This is a genomic window from Acinetobacter sp. YH12156 (genome assembly GCF_013418235.1).
GTDB classification, from domain to species: domain Bacteria; phylum Pseudomonadota; class Gammaproteobacteria; order Pseudomonadales; family Moraxellaceae; genus Acinetobacter; species Acinetobacter pseudolwoffii.
Genome location: NZ_VPCL01000010.1, coordinates 68,560 through 92,435 on the forward strand (window position 1 = coordinate 68,560; position 23,876 = coordinate 92,435).

General features: G+C 35.6%; 21 protein-coding genes. 19 read left to right on the forward strand and 2 right to left on the reverse strand.

Annotated features, from left to right (window positions below; translation table 11 throughout):
- Nucleotides 1–6: 6 nt before the first annotated feature.
- Both FTU87_RS09395 and FTU87_RS09400 read right to left on the reverse strand, forming a co-directional pair.
- Complete coding sequence (locus tag FTU87_RS09395; protein ID WP_129717794.1) at nucleotides 7–435, reverse strand: low molecular weight protein-tyrosine-phosphatase; 429 nt, start codon at nucleotides 433–435, stop codon at nucleotides 7–9.
- Nucleotides 435–1,535, reverse strand: a complete 1,101-nt coding sequence (locus tag FTU87_RS09400) for a polysaccharide biosynthesis/export family protein (protein ID WP_180097097.1) — start codon at nucleotides 1,533–1,535, stop codon at nucleotides 435–437. Before FTU87_RS09400 ends, FTU87_RS09395 begins: the two co-directional genes overlap by 1 nt.
- Nucleotides 1,536–1,836: 301 nt before the next feature.
- Between FTU87_RS09400 and tviB the strand changes: the two genes are divergently transcribed.
- The 19 genes from tviB (at nucleotide 1,837) to galU (ending at nucleotide 23,851) form a co-directional block, all read left to right on the forward strand.
- Nucleotides 1,837–3,114: a Vi polysaccharide biosynthesis UDP-N-acetylglucosamine C-6 dehydrogenase TviB gene (tviB, locus tag FTU87_RS09405; protein WP_180097099.1), complete on the forward strand. Its 1,278-nt coding sequence runs from the start codon at nucleotides 1,837–1,839 to the stop codon at nucleotides 3,112–3,114.
- A gap of 18 nt (nucleotides 3,115–3,132) precedes the next feature.
- Nucleotides 3,133–4,155, forward strand: coding sequence for an NAD-dependent epimerase/dehydratase family protein (locus FTU87_RS09410; RefSeq protein ID WP_180097101.1), 1,023 nt, complete (start codon nucleotides 3,133–3,135; stop codon nucleotides 4,153–4,155).
- Nucleotides 4,156–4,166: 11 nt separating this feature from the next.
- The gene (locus tag FTU87_RS09415; protein WP_180097103.1) at nucleotides 4,167–5,660 is read left to right on the forward strand and encodes an oligosaccharide flippase family protein; all 1,494 of its coding nucleotides are present in this window, start codon (nucleotides 4,167–4,169) and stop codon (nucleotides 5,658–5,660) included.
- Nucleotides 5,661–5,676: 16 nt separating this feature from the next.
- Nucleotides 5,677–6,906: an EpsG family protein gene (locus tag FTU87_RS09420; protein ID WP_180097105.1), complete on the forward strand. Its 1,230-nt coding sequence runs from the start codon at nucleotides 5,677–5,679 to the stop codon at nucleotides 6,904–6,906.
- A 10-nt stretch (nucleotides 6,907–6,916) separates the two neighbouring features.
- Nucleotides 6,917–8,023, forward strand: coding sequence for a glycosyltransferase (locus tag FTU87_RS09425; protein WP_180097107.1), 1,107 nt, complete (start codon nucleotides 6,917–6,919; stop codon nucleotides 8,021–8,023).
- Nucleotides 8,024–8,050: 27 nt separating this feature from the next.
- Nucleotides 8,051–9,130: a glycosyltransferase gene (locus FTU87_RS09430; RefSeq protein WP_180097109.1), complete on the forward strand. Its 1,080-nt coding sequence runs from the start codon at nucleotides 8,051–8,053 to the stop codon at nucleotides 9,128–9,130.
- A gap of 35 nt (nucleotides 9,131–9,165) precedes the next feature.
- Nucleotides 9,166–10,188 carry a glycosyltransferase family 4 protein gene (locus FTU87_RS09435; RefSeq protein ID WP_180097112.1) on the forward strand — a complete coding sequence of 341 codons (1,023 nt, stop codon included), beginning with the start codon at nucleotides 9,166–9,168 and terminating at the stop codon, nucleotides 10,186–10,188.
- A 24-nt stretch (nucleotides 10,189–10,212) separates the two neighbouring features.
- Complete coding sequence (gene wecC, locus FTU87_RS09440; RefSeq protein WP_180097114.1) at nucleotides 10,213–11,421, forward strand: UDP-N-acetyl-D-mannosamine dehydrogenase; 1,209 nt, start codon at nucleotides 10,213–10,215, stop codon at nucleotides 11,419–11,421.
- Nucleotides 11,421–12,566 (forward strand): non-hydrolyzing UDP-N-acetylglucosamine 2-epimerase, encoded by a 1,146-nt coding sequence (gene wecB / locus FTU87_RS09445; protein ID WP_180097116.1) that lies wholly within the window; start codon nucleotides 11,421–11,423, stop codon nucleotides 12,564–12,566. Before wecC ends, wecB (FTU87_RS09445) begins: the two co-directional genes overlap by 1 nt.
- Nucleotides 12,567–12,934: 368 nt before the next feature.
- Entirely contained in the window at nucleotides 12,935–14,065 is a 1,131-nt protein-coding gene (locus tag FTU87_RS15300) for a glycosyltransferase family 4 protein (protein ID WP_180097118.1), read from the forward strand.
- The gene (locus tag FTU87_RS09455; RefSeq protein WP_180097120.1) at nucleotides 14,066–15,100 is read left to right on the forward strand and encodes a polysaccharide biosynthesis protein; all 1,035 of its coding nucleotides are present in this window, start codon (nucleotides 14,066–14,068) and stop codon (nucleotides 15,098–15,100) included.
- A gap of 2 nt (nucleotides 15,101–15,102) precedes the next feature.
- The gene (locus FTU87_RS09460; protein WP_180097122.1) at nucleotides 15,103–16,215 is read left to right on the forward strand and encodes an NAD-dependent epimerase/dehydratase family protein; all 1,113 of its coding nucleotides are present in this window, start codon (nucleotides 15,103–15,105) and stop codon (nucleotides 16,213–16,215) included.
- 11 nt (nucleotides 16,216–16,226) lie between these two features.
- Entirely contained in the window at nucleotides 16,227–17,357 is a 1,131-nt protein-coding gene (gene wecB / locus FTU87_RS09465; protein ID WP_180097124.1) for a non-hydrolyzing UDP-N-acetylglucosamine 2-epimerase, read from the forward strand.
- Between the two features lie 10 nt (nucleotides 17,358–17,367).
- Nucleotides 17,368–18,564, forward strand: a complete 1,197-nt coding sequence (locus tag FTU87_RS09470) for a glycosyltransferase family 4 protein (RefSeq protein ID WP_180097126.1) — start codon at nucleotides 17,368–17,370, stop codon at nucleotides 18,562–18,564.
- Complete coding sequence (locus tag FTU87_RS09475; RefSeq protein WP_180097128.1) at nucleotides 18,557–19,501, forward strand: NAD-dependent epimerase/dehydratase family protein; 945 nt, start codon at nucleotides 18,557–18,559, stop codon at nucleotides 19,499–19,501. The genes FTU87_RS09470 and FTU87_RS09475 overlap by 8 nt, the downstream gene beginning before the upstream one ends.
- Before the next feature lie 7 nt (nucleotides 19,502–19,508).
- Entirely contained in the window at nucleotides 19,509–20,522 is a 1,014-nt protein-coding gene (locus FTU87_RS09480; RefSeq protein ID WP_180097130.1) for a glycosyltransferase family 4 protein, read from the forward strand.
- Nucleotides 20,515–21,045, forward strand: a complete 531-nt coding sequence (locus tag FTU87_RS09485; protein ID WP_180097132.1) for an acetyltransferase — start codon at nucleotides 20,515–20,517, stop codon at nucleotides 21,043–21,045. Before FTU87_RS09480 ends, FTU87_RS09485 begins: the two co-directional genes overlap by 8 nt.
- 42 nt (nucleotides 21,046–21,087) lie before the next feature.
- A complete protein-coding gene (locus FTU87_RS09490; protein ID WP_180097134.1) occupies nucleotides 21,088–22,962 on the forward strand; it encodes a nucleoside-diphosphate sugar epimerase/dehydratase in 1,875 nt (624 codons plus the stop codon).
- 13 nt (nucleotides 22,963–22,975) lie between these two features.
- On the forward strand, nucleotides 22,976–23,851 hold the full coding sequence (gene galU / locus FTU87_RS09495; RefSeq protein WP_180097136.1) for a UTP--glucose-1-phosphate uridylyltransferase GalU: 876 nt from the start codon (nucleotides 22,976–22,978) through the stop codon (nucleotides 23,849–23,851).
- Nucleotides 23,852–23,876 lie beyond the last annotated feature (25 nt).

Sequence of the window (23,876 nt, forward strand, 5' to 3'; positions counted from 1 at the left end):
AAAAAATTAAATATATTTTTTCCAGTCAGCAATACAGTCTTGAATTAATTGACAGGTATCATCAAAAAATGTCTGATCATGCTGATAAGGGTCGGCAATATTTTTACTTTGCCAATGCCCCAGTCTAAAAGTTTTGCCCTTGGCAAATGGCCAGGTCTGTTCAATATGCTTTTGCTGGTTCTGACTCATGACCAGAACCAAATCAGCTTTTTTAATCAGTTCAGCATTGAGTTTTTTTGCAACATGTGGACTCATGTCGATCCCAAAACGTTGCATGCATAGACTGGCCTTTTCATCTGCTGCATGTCCGACGACGCCAGCAATACCTGCAGACTCAATCTTTAAGTGCGGATATTGCTGTTTTAAAAAGTATTCTGCCATGGGGCTACGGCAAATATTGCCAATGCAGACCACTAAAATATTATTAATTTTCATTAATTCCCCAAACGGTCTAAATTATACAAAGCATTTGAGAATGGGATAATCTGGTTGACGACACGCTGCCAGCGCGCCAAGCCAGAGGCATCAACATACACAATATCATTGCTGTGCATTTTAAACTGGTTGGCCAGACCAAAATCAGCAATGCTGGTCAAGTCCATCTGATAGACTTCAGTGTGGGCAGTATTTGGTTGGCTACGCACCACATAAACCTTACTACGACTGGCAGAAAGTGGATTTAAGCCCAGACTTTCGCCTAATACATCACTGAGGCTCATGCCTTGGTCACGTAATGGTAAAGATTGGTTTTTACCTGACTCACCCATGACATAGATCTTCTGGTTTTCGCGGTTGTTTACATATAATGTGTCATTTGGCTGAATCAATAAGTTATGCAGCGAAAAACCTGCTTTTTCTAGTTCTACGGTATTTAGGCTATATGATCGTCCCTGACGTACCAAGGTAATCGAGGTATTGTCACCTTGCTGTGCATTTACACCACCTGCCATGCTCAAAGCAGTATAAACACTGACAGGTTGGTCGCTTAAGTAAAACTGACCTCCATTCATCACATTACCTTGCACTGAATAACGCTGGCCTTGATACGATACTATTCGTGCGATTACATCTGGATTTTTTAGGTAACGTGATAGCTGATTACGTAATTCACGATTGACTTGCGCTAGTGATTTTCCTGCAGCTTTATAACGCCCAATAATCGGAAACTGGATATAGCCTTCCGAATCGATTTGGAAACCATTTGCTTGTGCAGACTGATCACTACTAATATTAGGTGGAGAGGTGAGTTCTGGATAAGCCCATAAATAAATTGATAAAATATCACCTGGACTCAGGCTGTAGTTACGGTGCTGTGTTTTGAACAGGTGAGCATATTGTTGTTGAATATTATATTCAGCAGGCCGGGCAGCCATAATAGAATCTTGAGTGATTTTTATGACATTTACTGTAGTACCCAGGTCAGTTTGAAAAACGCCTTCGTCAGGTAAGTCGTATGTTTGTAGACCAGAGGTGACTGCACACCCTGTAGTAGCAAGGCCACATGCCAATAAAGCAGCTAGTTGAAAGTGTCGCACACGTTTTCCCAAAGATTATTTTTAAATTTTAAAATTGAAGCTATTCTACCCAAGTTATTGATCTGATACATAGCAATTTGTAACTATCTTTCTAGTTTTATGATAGGAGGCTAATATTATAAAAAGTTTAATCTATTTTAATAGTTACAAATAAACTAATTGATTTTAACAGAAAGCAAACGTTAGAATATTTTTGAGCTACTTTGAGCACAAATCATAATAGAAATTGCATAATTTTCTGCTAGTATGCCTGCCGAAAGATTTAATCTTCATAAGTACAGTACATAAATAAGGCGTTGAAATGCTATCTATTGCAGATTTAAAAATTGCGGTGATTGGTTTGGGCTATGTGGGCTTACCACTTGCAGTTGAATTTGGGAAAAAAGTACCTGTAGTCGGTTTTGATATCTACCAGAAACGAATTGATGAACTTAAAAGTGGTCAAGATCATACCCTTGAAGTTTCCCCAGAAGAACTCAAACAGGCAAATCAGCTCAGTTATTCAGCAGATTTAGAAGATTTAAAAAGCTGCAACTTTTTTATTGTGACTGTACCTACCCCAATTGATGAGTTTAAGCAGCCAGATTTAACGCCCCTGGTTAAAGCCTCGACTAGTATTGGCCAAGTACTTCAAAAAGGTGATGTGGTGGTTTATGAGTCTACCGTATATCCAGGTGCGACAGAAGAAACCTGTATTCCAGTTCTGGAACAGGTATCGGGCCTGAAGTTCAATCAGGACTTTTTTGCCGGTTATAGTCCGGAGCGAATTAACCCGGGCGATAAGCTGCACCGTGTCACCAATATTCTGAAAGTTACCTCAGGTTCTACGCCTGAAGTCGCTGAATTTGTCGACCAGGTATATAACCTGGTGATTGAAGCAGGTACGCATAAAGCAACTAGCATTAAAGTGGCTGAAGCGGCAAAAGTCATTGAAAATACCCAGCGTGATGTCAACATTGCCCTGATTAATGAGCTGGCCGTAATCTTTAATAAAATGGGAATTGATACGGAAGCAGTTTTACAGGCTGCCGGCACCAAATGGAATTTCTTGCCATTCCGTCCAGGACTGGTAGGTGGGCATTGTATTGGTGTTGATCCGTACTATTTAACTCATAAAGCGCAGTCTATCGGTTATCACCCTGAAATTATTCTGGCAGGTCGTCGTTTAAATGATGGTATGGGGGCCTATGTAGTGACCCAGCTGGTCAAGGCGATGATCAAGAAAAAAATTCAGGTCGAAGGTGCCAAGGTTCTGGTTTTAGGCTTAAGTTTTAAAGAAAACTGCCCGGATATTCGTAACACCAAAATTATTGATATTGTCAATGAACTGACAGAATACAATATTGCTGCCGATGTGTACGATCCATGGGTAGATGCAAGCGAAGCTCAACATGAATACGGAATTACTCCAGTCGCAAATCTGGAACAAGATCAGTATGATGCTGTGATTCTGGCCGTTGCCCATGATCAGTTTAAAGCCATGGGTGCTGAAGCATTACGTGCCTTGGGCAAGTCCGCACATATTTTATATGATCTGAAATATGTACTGGATCAATCTGAATCTGACCTTCGTCTGTAATTTATAGGGACCATAAAAATGAGCCAATATCAAACTGTATGCGAGCAATTACAACAAGCACCAAAAACCTGGTTAATTACCGGTGTGGCAGGCTTTATTGGCTCAAATTTACTGGAAACCCTGTTAAAGCTGAACCAAAATGTGGTGGGTCTGGACAATTTTGCCACAGGTCATCAGCATAATCTGGATGAAGTGCAAAGTCTGGTCAAACCTGAACAGTGGGCAAACTTCAAATTTTATAAAGGTGATATCCGTAATTTTGAAGATTGCCAGACAGCCTGTGCAGGAGTGGACTATGTGTTGCATCAGGCCGCTTTAGGTTCTGTACCCCGTTCGATTGCTGACCCGATTACCACCAATGCAGCCAATATTACCGGCTTTTTAAATATGCTGACTGCTGCACGAGATGCAGAAGTGAAAAGCTTTACCTATGCCGCCAGCAGTTCAACTTATGGCGACCATCCGGCACTGCCTAAAGTTGAAGACAATATCGGCAAGCCACTTTCGCCTTATGCAGTCACCAAATATGTAAATGAGCTGTATGCCGAAGTCTTTGCCCGAACTTATGGGTTCAAAACCATCGGTTTACGTTACTTTAATGTCTTTGGCAAGCGTCAAGACCCGAATGGTGCCTATGCTGCTGTGATTCCGAAATGGACCGCAGCCATGATTGCTGGTGATGATTTATTCATTAATGGTGATGGTGAAACCAGCCGTGATTTCTGTTTTATTGAAAACACGGTTCAGGCCAATATTTTAGCTGCAACAGCAAATGATGAAGCTAAAAATCAGGTTTATAATGTAGCAGTCGGAGATCGTACTACACTCAATGATTTGTTTAATGCCATTAAAGCTGCATTAAATGAAAATGGTGTGACTTATACGAAAGAACCTGTATATCGTGATTTCCGTGCTGGTGATGTACGTCATTCACAAGCGAGTATTGCCAAAATTCAGCAACACTTGGGCTATGCACCTGAATTTGAGATTGCTAAAGGTATTAAGTTAGCAATGCGTTGGTATGTGCAAAATCTTAAATAGAAACCCCGACTATGTCTAAAAAGATAGAGAATACGAGTAATACTCAGCAAGCTTTTTGGGTTGCTTTGGCAAGCTTAGTAACATTTAGTTTTGGTATTTTTAGTGCGGTTATTCTTAGTCGCTACTTATCAAAATTTGATTACGGAACTTATAAGCAAGTATTATTTATTTATAGTACTTTACTCGTTGTTTTTACTCTAGGTTTACCTAAGGCCTATAGCTTTTTTTTGCCAAGAGTAGAAATAAATCAGGCTCGGCATGCCATAAAGAAAATTACTAATATTTTCTTTATTTTAGGTGGTATGTTTTCATTATTGCTGTATTGCTCAGCTGGGTCTATTGCTGAGTTATTGAGAAATGAGCAGTTAGAGCTAGCAATTAAAATATTTTCACCAGTACCCCTCTTCATGTTGCCTACTATGGGGATAGAAGGTATTTTTTCTTGTTATAGACAGACACATTTATCGGCCATTTATACTTTGTGTACAAGGGTATTCATGCTGTTGTGTATGGTTTTGCCCATTATAATATTTAATACTACATATATTGGTGCACTAATAGGTTTTACAACTGCTTCATTTTTTACTTTTCTTACAGCATTATATTTAAAATATTTACCAGTAAAAAGCTCTGGACATGAGAAAAGTGATCTAACATATAATAAAATATTTTCTTTTTCCATACCGTTAATGATTGCAAGTATTTGGGGGATTATTGAAATTTCAAGTAGTCAATTTCTTATTAGTAGGTATTTTGGTACGGAGAAATTTGCAGAATATTCGAATGGAGCTATGGAGCTACCACTTGTAGGTATGGTGTTAGGAGCAACTTCAGCAGTATTGTCTCCAATATTCTCTCGAATGGCTCATCAAAAGGTTGACTTGAAAATAGAACTCTATCCACTTTGGATCAGAGTTTTTGAAAAATCAGCTATGTTAACTTACCCTTTTTTAGCTTTTTGTATCATATTTGCTCAAGAAATTATGATAGCTTTATATGGGGTAGATTACGCTAATTCAGCGATATATTTTCAGATATTTAATATATATTATTTTTTTACTATTATTGTATATGGGCCATATCTAATAAATACAGGTAGAGAAAAAATATATGCAAATGCGCATATGTATAGTGTTCTTATCTTAATCCCATTGCAACTTCTATTTTTGAATATATTTAATAATCCAATTAGTCTGGTCGTTATTGTATTGCTGATAAAAACATTTAGGACTTTATTCTTCTTGAATATTATATCAAATGATTTTAAATGTAGTATTTTTCAGCTTTTACCTATAGTGACAATGTCAAAAATTATTGTTAGTTCTATTCTAATAAGTTTGAGTTCTAAATATATTTTAATAAATATTTTTAATATATCAGGATTGTATTTACTCTTTTTAGGAGGGATTATCTATCTATTGATTTATTCTTTTTATGCATATCTTTTTAAAATTGATTATATTTCAATACTAAAGCCCTTATTAAGTAAGAAATTAAAATTATGAGAATATAGGTGTTGATATGGATAAATGGTTAATTGAAAGTAAACGTGATGTGGAGCTAAAAATTGTATTATTTATAATTTCTCCATTTTTCGCAACTATATATTCTTTTAGAAGAGCTAATACAAAATCATCTTATCTAGTTTTCTTTTTAAGTTCAATTTTCTTTGGTCTTTCTTTTACAGTTGATAGTGGTAAAGATTATATAACAGGTGTAGGTCTTGATGGCCAATCCTATAGAGAAAAATTTGAAAGTGCTAAATATATTTCAAACTATGATTATATAGATGGCTTGTTAGGCTTTTTAGAGCTTGATGAAGGAAAAAAAGATTATTATTTTGAGACAGTGGCATTTTTTTTATCAAGAATTACAGATAACTATCATATAATGTTTATGATATTTGCTATTGTATTCTCATATTTTTCACTAAAAAGTTTTAAATTCTTTACTTCTGAAAAAAAGTTTGATTTTTCTGTTGTAACCTTAATATTATGTTATTTGTTCTTATATAATCAAATATTTAATATCAATGGTGTTCGTTTTTGGACAGCTGCTTGGATAGCAGTGTATTGTATATTCCAAATTTATAGAAATAATAATAAAATATATTTGCTTTTAGCGTTAATAACTCCATTTTTTCATGGAGCTTACTGGGTTTTTGTAGTAATTATCTTTGCTTCTTTATTGTTAAGAAAGTTTGAAAAACTTTGGATTGTATTATTTGCTATTAGTTTTTTTGCATCTGCTCTGGCTGTAGAATTGATTCAATCATTTAGTGGTTTTTTACCTACATTTTTATCTAAATTAGCAGAGTCATATACATCAGAAGAAAGCCTCAGTAAAACCTGGTCGGGTTTTGGGTGGTTACCAATTTTATTTAAAAATATGGTTCTATGTTTTATTACTGGTATTATTTTACTATTTATTAAAAATTCAAAACAAATAAAATCTAACCCTAAAACAAAGGATTTATATTATTTCTTATTGATGTGGGTAACTATATTCAACTTTCTAATGTTTGTACCATCGCTAGGTAATAGATTTATTCAATTATCTTATCCTATTATTTCTTACATTTGGTTAGTAAATTTCAAAGATGAAAAATATAATAAATTTATTTTATTTTTACCATTAGCTTTTATATGGGATATACAAAAGATCTTAAGTTATTATTTTCAAGTTCTAGATTTTGGATTTTATTTTTCAAGTCCTATATACTTAGTCTATAAATACATTATTGCTTATTAAGGATTAACTCGTGAAAAAAATAGTAATTATTTCTTTGGCAACATATCCTAGTCAAACTCCACGTAGTTTTAGAACGGATGAGTTATCACGAGAACTAGCAAATCAAGGTCATGATGTCACTGTATATGTGTTGACTGGAGGATATGATTATTCTGAATATTCAAAAAAAAATAATATCAAAATTAAGTCATTAGGCGATCCTACATTTTTTAAATATGATCATAAAAAGGATATTAACCTAAGTTTTTTTGGAAAAGTGATAAGGAAATTTTTTAAAAAATATATAGAATTTCCATATATAGAATTACTTACTAAAACATACAGAGCTTTAAATAAGGAAAAAAATATAGATTTATTAATAACAATTGGCGCTCCTCATCCTATACATTGGGGAGCTGCTATATATAGAAAAATAAATCAAAATGCTTTAAAAAAAACCTATTGGATTGCTGATTGTGGTGATCCGTATATGGGTAATAGTTTTCATATTAGAGCATTTTACTTTAAATATATTGAAAAAATGTTTTGTAAAAATGCTGATGCAATTACAATACCGATTGAAAATGCTAGGTCAGCATATTATCCTGAATTTCAAAAAAAAATTCATGTAATTCCTCAAGGATTTGATTTTGGTAATATTAAGATCAAGAAAGTTATTGTTGAAAATGATGTTCCAACATTTATTTATGCGGGAATATTTTATCCAAATCTGAGAGATCCTAGACCCTTATTAAACTATTTACTTGAAGCTAATCTTGATTTTAAATTCTTAGTTTATACCAAAACTAGGGAGTTATTAAAGGATTATGAAGAAAGATTAGAAGGAAAGCTCTTTGTTTTTGAATATTTACCAAGAATAGATCTTATTGAGCAGATGAGCCAAGCAGACTTTTTATTGAACTTGGAAAATATTTCAGGTGTTCAATCACCCAGTAAACTTATTGACTATTCTCTAGCTGGAAGACCTATATTAAGTTTAAATACAAATAATATGCTTAATATTGATTTAATTAATGATTTTTTAAAAGGGAACTATACTAAACAACTTGTTATTGATAATATTGAAAACTATAATATTAAAAATGTGGCAAAATCTTTTTTAAGTTTATCCGAATGATTGTAGCTTATTATGAGTTATCAAAATATGAAATTACTGTTGTTAATACCTAGTTTAGGAAGTGGCGGAGCGGAGAGGCAATTAGTTACACTGGCAGTGCTTTTTAAACGAAAAGGTCTTGATGTTGAATTTTTAATATATCGTAAAGATTTTTTTTATTTAAATATTCTGGAAAAAAATAATATAAAAGTAAATATTTTAAATCCAAAAAATTATTTCGATAGAGTAATTAAAGTTAGGCGGTTTATTCAAGGAAATAATTATGATATTATTATTTCATTTTTAGAAATATCTGCTTTTTTAAGTTGTATATCTTCTGTAGGGAAAAAAAAATGGAAATTGATTACAACAGAGTTGAGCTCAAAAAAATCTACTTTTGAGGGATTGAGGGGAAAGTTTTTTGGTTGGTTTAGACGGTATTCAGATTATATAGTTTGCAATTCTTTTAATGCTATGAATATGTGGGAGAAGTATTATCCTGAATATCATGATAAATATAAAGTAATTTATAATCCTGTTATTTTGAATGAGATTAGTACAGAATATTCTTTTAAAAAAAATGGAAAAATAAACTTAGTAATAGCCGCTTCATATCAATATTTAAAAAATCCTATCGGTTTAATAAATTCTGTTGCACTGATGAACGATGATTTGCGAAATAATATTGAAATACATTGGTATGGGCGAAAAGAAGTTAAGACAGGTGATACAAAAGCTTATGATGAAGCTTGTGAGTTAATTAAGACCTTAAAGCTTAATAACACTATTTTCTTACATGAAGCGACTCATGAAATAGCAGATAAAATGAATGAGGCGGATGTAGTTGGATTATTTAGTCAGTTAGAAGGTTTGCCAAATGCAATATGTGAGGCCATGCTGATTGGCAAGCCGATTATAATGACTAGAGTATCAGATTATCATGCTTTGGTAAGTGATAATGGATTTCTTTGTGATTGGGATGATATTGATTCAATTAGAAAGGCTTTAGAAGAAGTCGCTTCATTAACTAAAGTTCAACAGTTATTTTTGGGTGAAAATTCAAAAGTTAAGGCTGAAAAATTATTTTCCACGGAGTCAATAGTTGATCAATGGTTTGATTTGCTATAGTTAATCTTAACTTTTATTGATATTAGTATTGTGAAATGAATATTCTTGTGATTGGTTACTTTGGTTATTTAAATAATCAGCTTGATGGTCAAACTATTAGGACTAGAAGTATTTATGACTTATTAGATAAAAATATAGATAATAATATTAAATTAAATTTTTTTGACACACAGCAATTTAAAGTCAATAAACTGTACTTTTTTAAATTGATCTATTTGTTGCTTAAATCAGATTTGGTATTTGATATTGCGGCGCACAATAATATTAAATATCTGTTTATACTTATATTTTTTATTTGTAAAATTAAAAAAACCAAGTTAAACATTGTTGCTGTTGGTGGTTGGCTTAGTAATTTCATAAAGGATAAGCCACTACATCAACAACTCCTTTCAAGAGTGAATAATCTCTTTGTACAGACTGAAAATCTAAGCAGGAGTTTGAAAAATAATTATAATTTTTCAAATGTAGTAGTGCTAAACAATTTTAGAAATGTTGAGTATCCTGTGATATCAAGTTCTGTTAATCATTTATTAAAATTGGTTTTTTTTGCTCGTGTTCAACCTATGAAGGGGGTAGATTTAATATTTAAGCTTTCAGAGAAAATTCGTCAAGAAAATATTTCTAATGTAGAAATTGATATATATGGTCCTATTTCAGATTTTTATCAAAAAGATTTTGATAAATCATTATCTGAAAGTAATGTAAAATATTGTGGTGTATTACAACCTAATAAGATACATGCTGTACTGGCTGATTATGATTTCATGTTATTTCCGACCAAGTATTTTACAGAGGGTTTTCCAGGTTCAATCCTTGACTCATATATTTCTGGAGTGCCTGTTATTGCAATAAATTGGCTAAATGCAAAAGAATTTATTGATAATGATGAAACAGGATATATCGTAGAATTTGATAATGATGAAAAATTTATTGAAAAAACTATTTACTTACTTAAATATCCAGAATTAATTAGAAAATTGAAAGAAAATGTCATCAAAAAGCGTTATCTTTATTCTCCTGAAGAAGCTTGGAAGACTCTAAGTTTATCTCTTAAATAATGTTTAATTTATAAGGTTTAATTAATGAAAGATACAGTTACTACCCTGGGTCTTGGATATATAGGACTACCAACATCAGCATTGATTGCTAGTCAAAAAATTTATGTACACGGTGTAGATATATCTCAAAAAGTTGTTGATATAATAAATCAGGGGAAAATACATATTGTAGAGCCAGAATTAGAGCAAATTGTCGAAAAGGCTGTAAAATCTGGCTTTTTAAAAGCCGATACTCAACCTGAAATAGCAAATACTTATCTTATTGTTGTACCTACGCCATTTAAAAATAATCATGAGCCGGATATTTCTTATATACAAGCCGCTACAGAAAGCATTTTACCATTATTAAAAGAAAATGATCTATATATTATCGAATCAACTTCTCCCGTTGGTACAACGGAAAAAATGCGTGACTTTATTTACACTCAACGGCCGGAGCTAAAAGATCGGTTACATATTGCTTACTGCCCTGAACGTGTATTACCTGGTAACGTAATGTATGAGCTTGTGAATAATGATCGTGTTATTGGTGGTATAGACGAAAAATCTACTAAAAAAGCAGTCGAGTTTTATCAGCAATTTGTTAAAGGTGAATTGCATCAAACAAATGCTCGTACCGCTGAAATGTGCAAGTTGACTGAAAATTCATCAAGAGATGTTCAAATTGCTTTCGCGAATGAACTTTCTCTCATTTGTGATAAAGCTGATATTAATGTTTGGGAGCTTATCCGCTTAGCGAATAAACACCCGCGTGTTAACATTCTTCAACCAGGGAGTGGAGTTGGGGGGCATTGTATAGCTGTAGATCCATACTTTATTACTGCTGAATTTCCAATGGAATCTCAAATTATTGGTAAAGCTCGAGAGATTAATAACTATAAAGCTTTTTGGTGTGCTGAAAAAGTTACGCTGTCAATAAAGGATTTTGAGATCAAGCACAGCCGTACGCCTTCAATCGCTTTAATGGGTCTTGCATTTAAACCAAATATTGATGATCTGAGAGAATCACCTGCAGTTTATATTACACAAAAAATACTTCAAAAAGCTCAAACTGAGCAATATTTTATTGTTGAGCCAAATGTTATTGACCACCCTTACTATAAAATTTCTGAACTAGAAGAAGCTATAGATAAAGCCAATATCATTGTATTTCTAGTCGCACATAAAGAATTTAAAAATATCCCTATTCCTGAGAGTAAACAGATTTTAGATTTCTGTGGAGTAAGAAACTAATGAAGGTACTATCAGTATTTGGAACACGACCTGAAGCGATAAAAATGGCTCCTTTAGTCAAAGCTTTAGAGGGGGATGATTTTTTTGTTGCTAAAGTTGCAGTGACTGCACAGCATCGTGAAATGTTAGATCAAGTCTTAGAGTTGTTTGAAATTAAACCTGATTACGATTTAAATTTAATGAAATCAGGTCAAGATTTATATGATGTAACTTCAGGTGTATTATTGGGATTACGTGATATTTTAAAAGACTTCCAACCTGATATTGTTTTAGTTCATGGGGATACAGCTACAACATTTGGCGCCTCATTAGCAGCTTTCTATCAACAAATTCCTATTGGACATGTTGAAGCAGGTTTACGTACTAACAATATGTATTCACCATGGCCAGAAGAAGCAAATCGTGTTTTAACTGGTCGCTTAGCACAATGGCATTTTGCACCTACTGTACGTAATCAAAATGCATTGTTGGCAGAAAATATACCGAAATCACAGATTGTAGTCACAGGAAATACGGTGATTGATGCACTACAAATGGTGGTGAGAAAAATTGAATCATCTTTTGCTTTACGTGAAACTATTCAAAACACTTTAATTCAAGCCGATTTAAGTCTAGAAGTAGTTGATAAGCGTTATATATTAGTGACAGGACATCGCCGAGAGAATTTTGGTGATGGTTTTGAAAATATCTGTACTGCACTTGTACAATTGGCAAAAAGTAATCCTGAAATACATTTCATATATCCTGTTCATTTAAATCCAAACGTTCAAGAGCCTGTGAAACGTTTATTAGGTAGTTTGAGTAATATTCATTTAATTGAACCACTAGGCTATGAGCCTTTTGTATATTTAATGCAGAATTCTTATTTAGTACTGACCGATAGTGGTGGTGTGCAAGAAGAAGCACCTGGTTTAGGCAAGCCAGTTTTAGTAATGCGAGATACTACTGAACGCCCTGAAGCTGTGGATGCAGGTACTGTTCGACTAGTGGGAACTAACGTTAATATCATTATTGCGGAAGTTCAAAAGCTGATAGATAATAAAACTCTTTATGAGGAAATGTCTCATGCTCATAATCCATATGGTGATGGGAATGCAAGTAATAAAATACTTTCTTTTTTAAAAAAACAGTATTTTCATGAATAATCCTGTATTAACTCCATTTTTTCTGAGTTTTATCCCTAAATAATTAGAGCTCTTGTGAAAGTACACTTTTACCTAATTTTTGAATCGGCTAAAACCTTATAAAATATAGCTTGTGGCTGTTTAAATTTTGACTAACACAAGAGGTCTATTAATTATGAAAAGATTATGGGTTGATAGTCTCGGATTTGGTGGTACTCAATGACAATTAGTGAATTTTGTTATAACTTTTAAACAAAAGGATCATGGTGTTGAGTCCTAACTTCAGCAAGCAAAATTTTAGAGTAGAACAAAGCTTTAGAGCTTAGTAATGAAGATTTTGCTCTAAGTAAATATTTGATTTTAATTATTTAATTTTTGAGTAAATTATTGTGAAAGTTTTATTGTTATCTCCACTGCCACCTCCTGTTGGGGGTATCGCAACTTGGACCATGAATATAATTAAATATTACGAATTAAAAGACAAAAAAGAGTCTGATATAAATATTATTCATCAAAATACAGCAATTCGATTTCGAAATATAACGAAACTTAGTTTTTTTTCAAGATTAATTTCAGGTATTCAAGATGGAATAAGAACATTTATTATTTTTTTTTATTACTTATTAAAATATAAGCCAAATGTAATTCATTTAACTAGTAGTGGTTCCCTTGGTTTGTGGAAGGATATTCTTTTTGTTTATATTGCTAAGTTATTTAATATTCCTTTAACTATACATTTTCGTTTTGGGCGTATTCCTGAAATTAGTAAACTAAATAATTGGGAGTGGAAAATTTTACAGAAAGTTATTTCACTAAGTTCATCAGTCATTGTACTTGACGATACTTCATATCAAACGCTTATAGCTCAAGGTTTTAAGCATATATTTATTATTCCTAATCCGATCTCAGAATCAGTTGAAGATGTAATGAATACTCAAGAATATTGCCGATTAAGTGATAAAAGTGCTTATAGACGCGTTATTTTTGTAGGACATGTGACAAGAAATAAAGGTATATTTGAGCTAGTCCAATCTTTTTCCTTATTAAGTAATGTTGATGAATTAATATTAATAGGACCTTTTGAATTAGAGATTAAAAATCAGATTATTGAATTAGCGGGTATAAAATCGGATAAAATTACGTTTACTGGTGCTTTAGAAAAAGTAGAAGTTTTGAATGCAATGAAACGCGCTACAGTTCTCGTACTTCCAAGCTATACAGAAGGTTTTCCCAATGTAATTATTGAAGCCATGGCTATGCAATGCCCTATCGTAGCTACAAGGGTTGGTGCTGTAGCGAGTATGTTGAATGATGAATATTCTAATCCTGCAGGATTAGTGGTAGAGCCTAAAAATGTAGACGCTCTAACTGAAGCGCTAGATTTTATAATTTCAGATCCAAATCAAGCTAAAATTTTTGCAGACAATGCATATTTGAAAGTAAAAAGTGAATATACCTTAGAAACAGTATGTCACCAATATGAAAAAATTTGGAAAAATTGTGTAAATAGAGAGATATAAATGTTTAAAGGAAAAACCCTTCTTATTACAGGTGGTACAGGTTCTTTTGGTAATGCTGTTCTAAAACGCTTTTTGGAAACGGATATTAAAGAAATTCGGATTTTTAGTCGTGATGAAAAAAAGCAAGATGATATGCGTAAAAAATATCAGTCATCTAAGCTTAAGTTTTATATTGGTGATGTACGCGATTATAACAGTATTTTAAATGCAACCCGCGGTGTGGATTATATTTACCATGCTGCTGCACTTAAACAAGTACCTTCCTGTGAATTTCACCCAATGGAAGCAGTTAAAACCAATGTAATTGGCACAGAAAATGTTTTAGAAGCAGCTATTCAAAATCATGTTAAACGTATCGTATGTTTAAGTACAGATAAAGCTGTATATCCAATCAATGCAATGGGTATCTCAAAAGCAATGATGGAGAAAGTCATTGTCGCGAAATCACGTAACCTAGAAGAATTAGATACCACTATTTGCTGTACACGTTATGGTAACGTGATGGCTTCACGTGGCTCAGTTATTCCTTTGTTTGTAGATCAAATTCGTCAAGGGAAACCTTTGACAATAACTGATCCAAATATGACTCGCTTTATGATGACTTTGGATGATGCTGTCGACCTGGTTTTATATGCATTTGAACATGGTCAAAACGGTGATATTTTTGTCCAAAAAGCGCCTGCAGCCACAATTCATGTGCTAGCGCAGGCTTTAACTCAGTTATTAAATGTGCCAGAGCATCCTATTTCAATTATGGGGACGCGTCATGGTGAAAAGGCTTTTGAAGCTTTATTGAGCCGTGAAGAAATGGCAGTTGCTTTAGATCAGGGTTATTATTATCGCGTTCCAGCCGATCAACGTGACCTCAACTACTCAAAATATGTTGAAGATGGTGATTTAAAAATTACTCAATATGAAGATTATAACTCCCATAATACTGAACGCTTAGATGTCGAAGGTATGCAAAAGCTTTTACTCAAGCTGGAATTTATACGTGCCTTAACTCAAGGTCAATATATTGATCCAGAGGCTTAAACATGAAAATTTTAGTCACAGGTTCCAACGGTTTTATTGCAAAAAACTTAACTCAATTTCTGTCTGAAAAATCAGAAATCGAAGTTTTAAAGTTTAATCGAGAGTCTAGTTCAGAAGAATTAGAGCAATCTGTACTCGCTGCAGACTGGATTGTGCATTTAGCTGGAGTTAATCGTCCTTTAAATGAACAAGAATTTGTTGATGGGAATGTTACGCTCACACAAAAAATAGCAGACATTCTTAGACAAGCAGAAAAGCAAACCCCGATTATTCTCTCTTCATCTATTCAGGCAGATCGTGATAATGCCTATGGTCAGAGTAAATTGGGTGGTGAACAGGCTTTAGTGGAGCTGCAGCAACAGCAGGGCAATCAGGTCTATGTTTGCCGTTTAGCCAATGTGTTCGGTAAGTGGTCACGTCCAAACTACAATTCGGCTGTAGCGACATTCTGCTATAACACTGCAAATGATTTACCGATCCAGATTCATGATGAAAAGGCAGTTATTCGTTTAGTGTATGTCGATGATGTTGTAGAGTCATTCTGGCATATTATTCAGGGTGAGTTACAAGTAGAACAGTTGTTTAGTATTGAGCCAGAATATCAAATCACTGTCGGTGAACTCGCACGAACACTGCAAGATTTTAAAAAATCTCGCAATACCTTAATTACCGGTCCTGTCGGAACAGGTTTGACTCGCGCACTTTATTCAACCTATTTAAGTTTCTTAAAACCTGAACAATTTGACTATAGCGTACCTAAATATGGCGATCAGCGCGGTGTGTTTGTCGAAATGTTGAAAACCCCAGATGCCGGGCAATTTTCTTACTTTACTGCACATCCGGGTATTACTCGTGGTGGCCATTATCACCATACTAAAACTGAAAAATTTTTGGTCATTAAAGGTAAGGCATTATTTAAGTTTCAGCATGTGGTGACAGGTGAGTTCTATAAGCTTGAAACTTGTGGGAGTGAACCACGAATTGTAGAAACTGTACCGGGCTGGACGCATGACATTACCAATATTGGTGATGAAGAAATGTTTGTTATGTTATGGGCAAATGAAATTTTTGACCGTGAAAAACCAGATACCTATGCTATGCCATTAACGAATTAAGAGTTGAAATTGTGAAAAAATTAAAATTAATGACGGTCGTTGGTACTCGTCCTGAAATTATTCGTTTATCACGTGTGATGACGGCGTGTGATAAATATTTTGATCATGTATTGGTACATACGGGTCAAAATTATGATTATGAACTGAATGAAATTTTCTTTACCGATCTAGGTATTCGTAAGCCAGATCATTTTTTAAATGCTGCGGGTGCAACAGGCGCTGAAACGATTGGTAATGTCATTATTGCAGTTGATAAAGTTTTGGAAGAAGTCCAGCCAGAAGCATTACTAGTGTTAGGTGATACCAATAGCTGTATGGCGGTCATTCCTGCCAAGCGTCGTAAGATTCCAACCTTCCATATGGAAGCAGGAAACCGTTGTTTTGATATGCGTGTGCCAGAAGAAATTAATCGTCGTATTGTCGATCATACGGCTGATATTAACTTGACCTATAGTACGATTGCACGAGATTACTTATTGGCTGAAGGTTTACCCGCAGATCAGGTGATTAAAACAGGCAGTCCAATGTTTGAAGTGCTACATCACTACAAAGCTAAAGTTGAAGCTTCAGATGTGCTAGAGCGTTTAGGTCTAAAAGAGCATCAATATTTTATTGTCAGCGCACACCGCGAAGAAAATATTAACTCAGACCAAAACTTCTTAGATTTGGTCGAAATGCTCAATGCAGTGGCTGAAAAATATCAATATCCTGTGATTGTTTCAACACATCCACGTACTCGTAAGCGTATTGAACAACTCAATATTGAATTTCATCCACTCATTCAACTGTTAAAGCCACTAGGTTTTAGTGACTATAACAAGTTGCAGCTTTCTGCAAAAGCTACGTTGTCCGACAGTGGTACCATTAATGAAGAATCTTCAATTTTGAACTTTCCTGCTTTAAATTTACGTCAGGCACATGAGCGTCCAGAAGGAATGGAAGAAGCGGCGGTAATGATGGTGGGTTTAACTGCTGAACGCATTTTGCAAGGCCTAGATATTCTGGATCATCAACCACGTGGCGAAGAAAGATTACTACGCTTAGTTGCTGACTATAGTATGCCCAATGTGAGTGAAAAGATTGCGCGGATTATTTTAAGCTATACCGACTATATAAACCGTGTGGTGTGGAAGAAGTACTAAGGCTTATATTGTGAAAAAAATTATTGTTGTTTCTGAATTTATTTTGCCTGAACAAAATTCGACAGGTTACTTCTGGCATAAAATTATTCAAAAAATGGCGCAAAGTGCAATTACAGATCATATATCTGTAATTGCACCAGCAGACGAGCAATATATTCCAGATCATTTTGATAAGAAGGTTGAATTGAATTTATTTGATTCACCTATTTACAACAAAAACAGTCTGATCTCTAGAGTTTGGGGACAAATAAAACAAACACATACTTTCTATAAAAAAATTAAAGGTAACTTAGATAGTAATACACAGGTTGTTTCAGGTACAAATCCATTATTTTTAATGGTATTGATTGCAATATTAAAAATATTTAAACCTTTTAAGTGGTGTCTTTTAGTACATGATGTTTTTCCACAAAATCTTGTACCTGCAGGAATACTAAAGAAAAATTCATTTTTCTTTAAAATACTAAATAGTATTTTTAATCGTATTTATGCACAAGCAGATCATATTATTGTAATTGGTCGTGATATGGAAATGGTACTGCGTCAGAAAAACTATAAAAAAGATATTACGGTTATTCCAAATTGGGTTGATTTTAAAGAAATAGAATTACGAGACAAAAATGATTCGGACTTGATCAAACAATGTAATTGGGAGAATGATACTGTCTTTCAATTTTTTGGAAATATTGGACGTGTACAAGGAATTGACCATTTAATACAAGCAATTCAGTTAGTCAAACATCCTCAAGCAAAATTTTTATTCATTGGGGGAGGAAGTGCTGCTGAGTTGGTAAAATCTTATATTGAGAATGATAAAAAGCTCAATAATGTTGCTTATATAAATGAGCTACCAAGTAGTCAGCGTAGTCTAGGTTTGAGTTCTTGTGATGTTGCGATCGTTACTTTAGCCGATGGTATGTTTGGGTTAGGTGTGCCAAGTAAAGCGTACTTTAGTATGGCAGCAAATCGACCTATTTTGGCGATTATGGATGAAAATGCAGAAGTCGCAAGCATGGTGAAAGAACATCAAATTGGTTGGGTTGATGGCTCGAATTCTCCACAGCATTTAGCACAGCTAATAGATGAAATTTGTGATAAAGAGCAGGCAAGTCAGGTGAACTCGCCACGTACTATTTTGGAAAAATATTACCATCAAGATATTTTACTTGAAAAATTCATTAAAACTCTGAGATTGGATAATGAGTAGAATATTAATTACAGGTGGTAATGGTTTTGTTGGCAAAGCTTTGATTTTTGAGCTACTTAAGAAAAATATCTATCAGGTTATTTCTTTAGTTAGATCATTGAAAGATGAACAGCAACTTATTGAGCAAATTTTAGCTAACAATATTTTTAAAGCAAACTTGCCTGATAATATAGATGTTATTATTCATTTAGCAGGTCGTGCACATATTTTAAATGATCAAAGTGTAGATCCCCTAACTGAATTCCGTAAAGTCAATGTAGAAGGTACTTTACAACTGGCGCGCCAGGCTTTGGACAAAAAAGTAAAACGTTTTATCTTTATGAGCTCTATAGGCGTCAATGGTTCAGTGACCTTACAGCAACCATTTACAGAAGATGCTATACCACAACCTCATGCAGATTATGCGGTTTCCAAACTAGAAGCTGAAGAAGAATTGAAGAAACTATTTGCTGGCTCAGACACAGAGTTAGTCATTATCCGTCCACCATTGGTTTATGCAGCACATGCACCAGGTAACTTTGCTCGACTGCTTAAACTGGTTGCAACCAATTTACCTTTACCTTTTGCACGTACACAAAACAAACGCAGTTTTGTCGCACTTGAGAACTTGGTCGATTTTATTCAGGTTTGTATTGAGCATCCTAACGCTGCCAACCAGACATTTTTAGTGGCAGATCAGAACAGCATTTCCACACGTGAACTGGTGCAATATTTAAAACAGGGTATGGAAAAACCGCCATATTTTATTTATATTCCACAGCCTCTTATGAAACTAGGGGCTGCATGTGTAGGTAAATCCAAACTTTATGAACAACTGTTTGAATCACTTGAAGTAGATGCTTCCAAGGCTCAAAAGTTGTTGGGCTGGATAGCTCCGTTAAGTACCCAGCAAGCCATGTTGAAAGCAGGCCAAGATTATCTAAAAATGAAAGAGTAATTCAAGTATGTTAATTTTTGCACAGAGCATTGTATTTTTTATACTGACATTACTATTTACAGGCTACATGCGGCATTATGCCCTAAAGAAAAATATCATAGACAACCCCAATGAACGAAGCTCCCACAGTGTACCCACACCACGTGGTGGTGGTGTAGCTGTGGTGTGTAGCTATTTATTGGCATTGGCTGTGCTGATCTATAGCCAACAACTGACAGTCCATATAGGCTTAACCCTTATGGGGGCAGGTTTTGTTATTGCACTGCTTGGTTTCTTAGACGATCATGGGCATATCAATTCCATGTTGCGTCTAGCCATCCATTTTCTAGTGGCTATAGGTGCGGTGATCAGTTTAGGTGGTTTTGCCGAAGTCACTGCTTTTAATGGTCTGCAACTCGGCTTTGTAGCCAATATCATTGCGGTATTGTTTTTGGTGTGGTTACTCAATCTATATAATTTTATGGATGGCATTAATGGTATTGCCAGTGTTGAAGCCATTACCGCCACAGTGAGTATGGCAATTTTGTACTCTCTGCTAAATACATCGCTGAATTCAGATCTACTTTGGTTATTAGCTGCTTGCGTATTTGGCTTCCTATTATGGAACTTTCCCAAAGCCAAAATTTTTATGGGCGATGCCTGTAGTGGGTTTTTAGGGCTAACATTAGGGATTTTGGCATTAATTGCCCTCAAAGAAAACTTGGCGCTGTTTTGTGCATGGATTATTTGTCTAGGTGTATTTGTGGTCGATGCGACTTATACCCTGATTAAACGCGTACTCAGTGGCTATAAAATGTATGATGCGCATCGCAGCCACAGCTATCAAATTTTATCGCGTAAATGGGGCAACCATACGCCAGTGACTTTGGCGGTAGCAGCTATTAATTTATTGTGGCTCTTTCCAATCGCCTATATCACGACTACCCAACAATGGGCGTATCCTGAATTCGCGATATTGATTGCTTATTTACCATTAGTATTCTTGGCCATCAAATTGAAAGCAGGAAATCCTGATGCCTGAAAAAAAATTGCTTATTTTAGGAGCAGGCGGTTTTGGCCAAACAATTGCTGAAGTTGCTGAACTTTTAGGTAATTGGGAGAGTATTTCTTTTGTTGATGATCGATGGCCTGAGCAGGAATGGGCAGGTTGTTATCCTATTGTTTCAAATATTCAAAACTTATCCTTAATCAAGCAACAAGATTTCGAGGCCATCATTGCGGTTGGAAATAACCAAATACGACAAAAGTGGCAACAATTACTGCTTGATTTATCTATACCAATTACGACTATTATACATCCACAAACCGTCATTGCTCCTAGTGCGAAAATAGGGCAGGGGGTAAGTATTATGGCTGGGTGTGTTATTGGAACAAATACCATTATTCAAGATGGTGCTATTTTAAATATGGGTACATTATTGGACCATGATGTGGTGGTTGAACAATTTGTACACTTAAGTATTGGGGTGAAAGTTGCAAGTAATAATATTATCCCTACATTTTCTTTCTTGGAAGTGGGAAGTATCATAGAACATAAGTCTTAATAACAACTTCTTTAAATTAAGATATGACGTGCTGAAAAATATATGAAATCTCTTGTAATTCCTCTGGTTGAATCTCCACGTTCAGCAAAACTCGCATTTTTAGTCATTTTAGACTTTTGTATTTTCCCTGTTCTAATCTGGCTGTGTTATGCCATCCGCCAGTTTGACCTCGGCGCAGAAGTTGTACCGAATATTCCTTTTGGTGCGGTTTGGGTCAGTGCTATTGCTGTATTGGCTCTATTTCTCTGCGGTGTATATCGCTTTATTGTGCGTACCTTCAATGAATTTTTTATTGTTAAACTGGGTTTGGCAACGATCTTATCCGTGATTGGCCTGTATTTATTGGCTTATAGTACCCATGCCTTTATTCCGACATCCATCCCGTTGATGTTTGGCTTTATGATGTTTGCCTGGGTCTGGTTTAGCCGAGGTTTTATCCGTTTTATCGTGCGTTCTTATTTACAGGCCGGAGTGCCTAAAAAACGTATCGCGATTTACGGCGCTGGGAATGCAGGGCAACAGGTGGCAGCCACCTTAAATCGCTCCAATGAGCATGTGCCGATTATATTTATTGACGATAATCCGTCTTTAAATGGCCAAAATATTGGTGGGATTCAAGTTTATTTACCAGATATTGCTTTGAAATATTTCCCTAAATTAAAGATTAGTGAAATTTTGATTGCACTGCCCTCAGTCGGGCGGATACGTAAAAGTGAAATCGTTAAATTTTTAGAACCCGCACATCTTAAAATTACTGAAATTCCCGGCCTGACTAAACTGGTCGATGGTGAAATTCGAATTTCCGATATTCAGGAAGTGGATATTATTGACCTGCTGGGCCGCGATCCGGTACCTCCGGTGGCAGAACTTTTAGCCAAAAATATTCAAGATAAAGTGGTGATGGTGACAGGCGCAGGTGGCTCAATTGGTTCTGAGCTTTGTCGCCAGATTATTAAAAACCAGCCGGCCAAAATTATCATTTATGAACTGACAGAATTTGCTTTATATAGTATTGATAAAGAATTACGTCTCACTGCCACATGTGACATTATTCCGATCCTGGGCTCAGTACTGGATGAACGCAAGCTGGAGCGGGTGATTGAACAATATGAGATCCAAACAGTTTATCATGCAGCGGCTTATAAACATGTACCTCTGGTGGAGTGTAACCCATTAGCAGGCCTGAAAAATAACGCGGTGGGAACGGCATTTAGTGTCAATGCTGCGGTGAAAAAAGGCGTTGAAACCTTTGTACTGATTTCAACCGATAAAGCAGTACGTCCGACCAACGTGATGGGTGCGACCAAGCGGATGGCAGAGCTTTATTGTCAGGCCATGGCAGAAGCTCAGGACCAGACCCAGATCAGTATTGTCCGCTTTGGTAATGTACTGGGTTCTTCGGGCTCGGTGGTACCGCTGTTTAAACAGCAGATTGCCAAGGGTGGGCCAATTACGGTGACCGATCCCGAAGTGACCCGTTTCTTTATGACCATTCCGGAAGCCTCGCAGCTGGTGATTCAGGCTGGTGCCCTCGGTACCGGTGGAGATGTGTTCTTGCTGGATATGGGTGAACCGGTACGGATTCAGGATCTGGCACGACAAATGATTTCACTCAGTGGACTTAAAGTCCGTGAAGAAAAAAATCCAAATGGCGATATTGAAATTCAATATACCGGCTTACGTCCGGGTGAAAAGCTGTATGAAGAACTGCTGATTGATGAAGAAAATACAGAAATTACCTCGCATAAGCGTATTTTGAGATCAGTCGAGAAGCATTATCCATTGGCAGAAATCCTGGAGGTCTTTAACCGGATGCATGAACTTTCAGCGACCCAATCCGATATTGAATGGGCATTGGCGCAGCTGGAATACTATGTCGATGGTTATGTCCGTGGTAATGACATTCAAGTGAACTAGGTTATTTATAGATATGATTAAGAAAGCAATTCTTCCTGTGGCAGGCCTCGGTACACGTTTTTTACCGGCCAGCAAATCGATTCCCAAAGAAATGGTCACGGTGGTCGACCGTCCGGCGATTGAATATGTGGTCCGTGAAGCGGTAGCCGCCGGAATTGAACAAATTATTTTGGTGACGCATTCTTCCAAGGCATCGATTGAAAATTACTTTGATCGTAACTTTGAGCTGGAAACTACGCTTGCGCAAAAAAACAAAACCGATTTACTCAAAGAAATTACTGAAATTTTACCGGTAGGTGTCAGTATTATTAGCGTACGTCAACCGCAGCCATTAGGTTTGGGGCATGCGGTACTATGTGCGAAAGCCGTGATTGGTGAAGATGACTTTGCGGTCCTGCTTCCTGATGTTCTGGTGAAAGATACACAGACTCAGAATGACTTGAGCTTAATGATTCAGCGTTATGAAGCCTCTGCAGCAGCACAAATCATGGTCGAAGCGGTACCTAACCATCTGGTGGATCAATATGGCATTGTCGATGTGGCAGAGTCACCTGCCGAAGGTCACAGTACTGTGATGCAAGGGATTGTCGAGAAACCGGCAGTCGGGACGGCACCATCGAATCTGTCTGTGGTGGGGCGTTATATCCTGCCGGCAAAAATCATGCAGCTTCTGGAACAGACACCACGCGGGGCAGGCAATGAAATTCAGCTCACCGATGCGATTGCCATGTTACAGCAGACTGAAGCAGTGGAAGCTTATCGCATGAAAGGTCAAACTTTTGACTGTGGCAACAAACTTGGCTATCTTAAAGCTGTATTACATTATGGGGTTGATCATCCCAAGCTTGGTCGCGAGTTTAAAGCGTTGATCCAAGAACTCGCTTTATAATAAAAAATAATAACCAAGGAATACT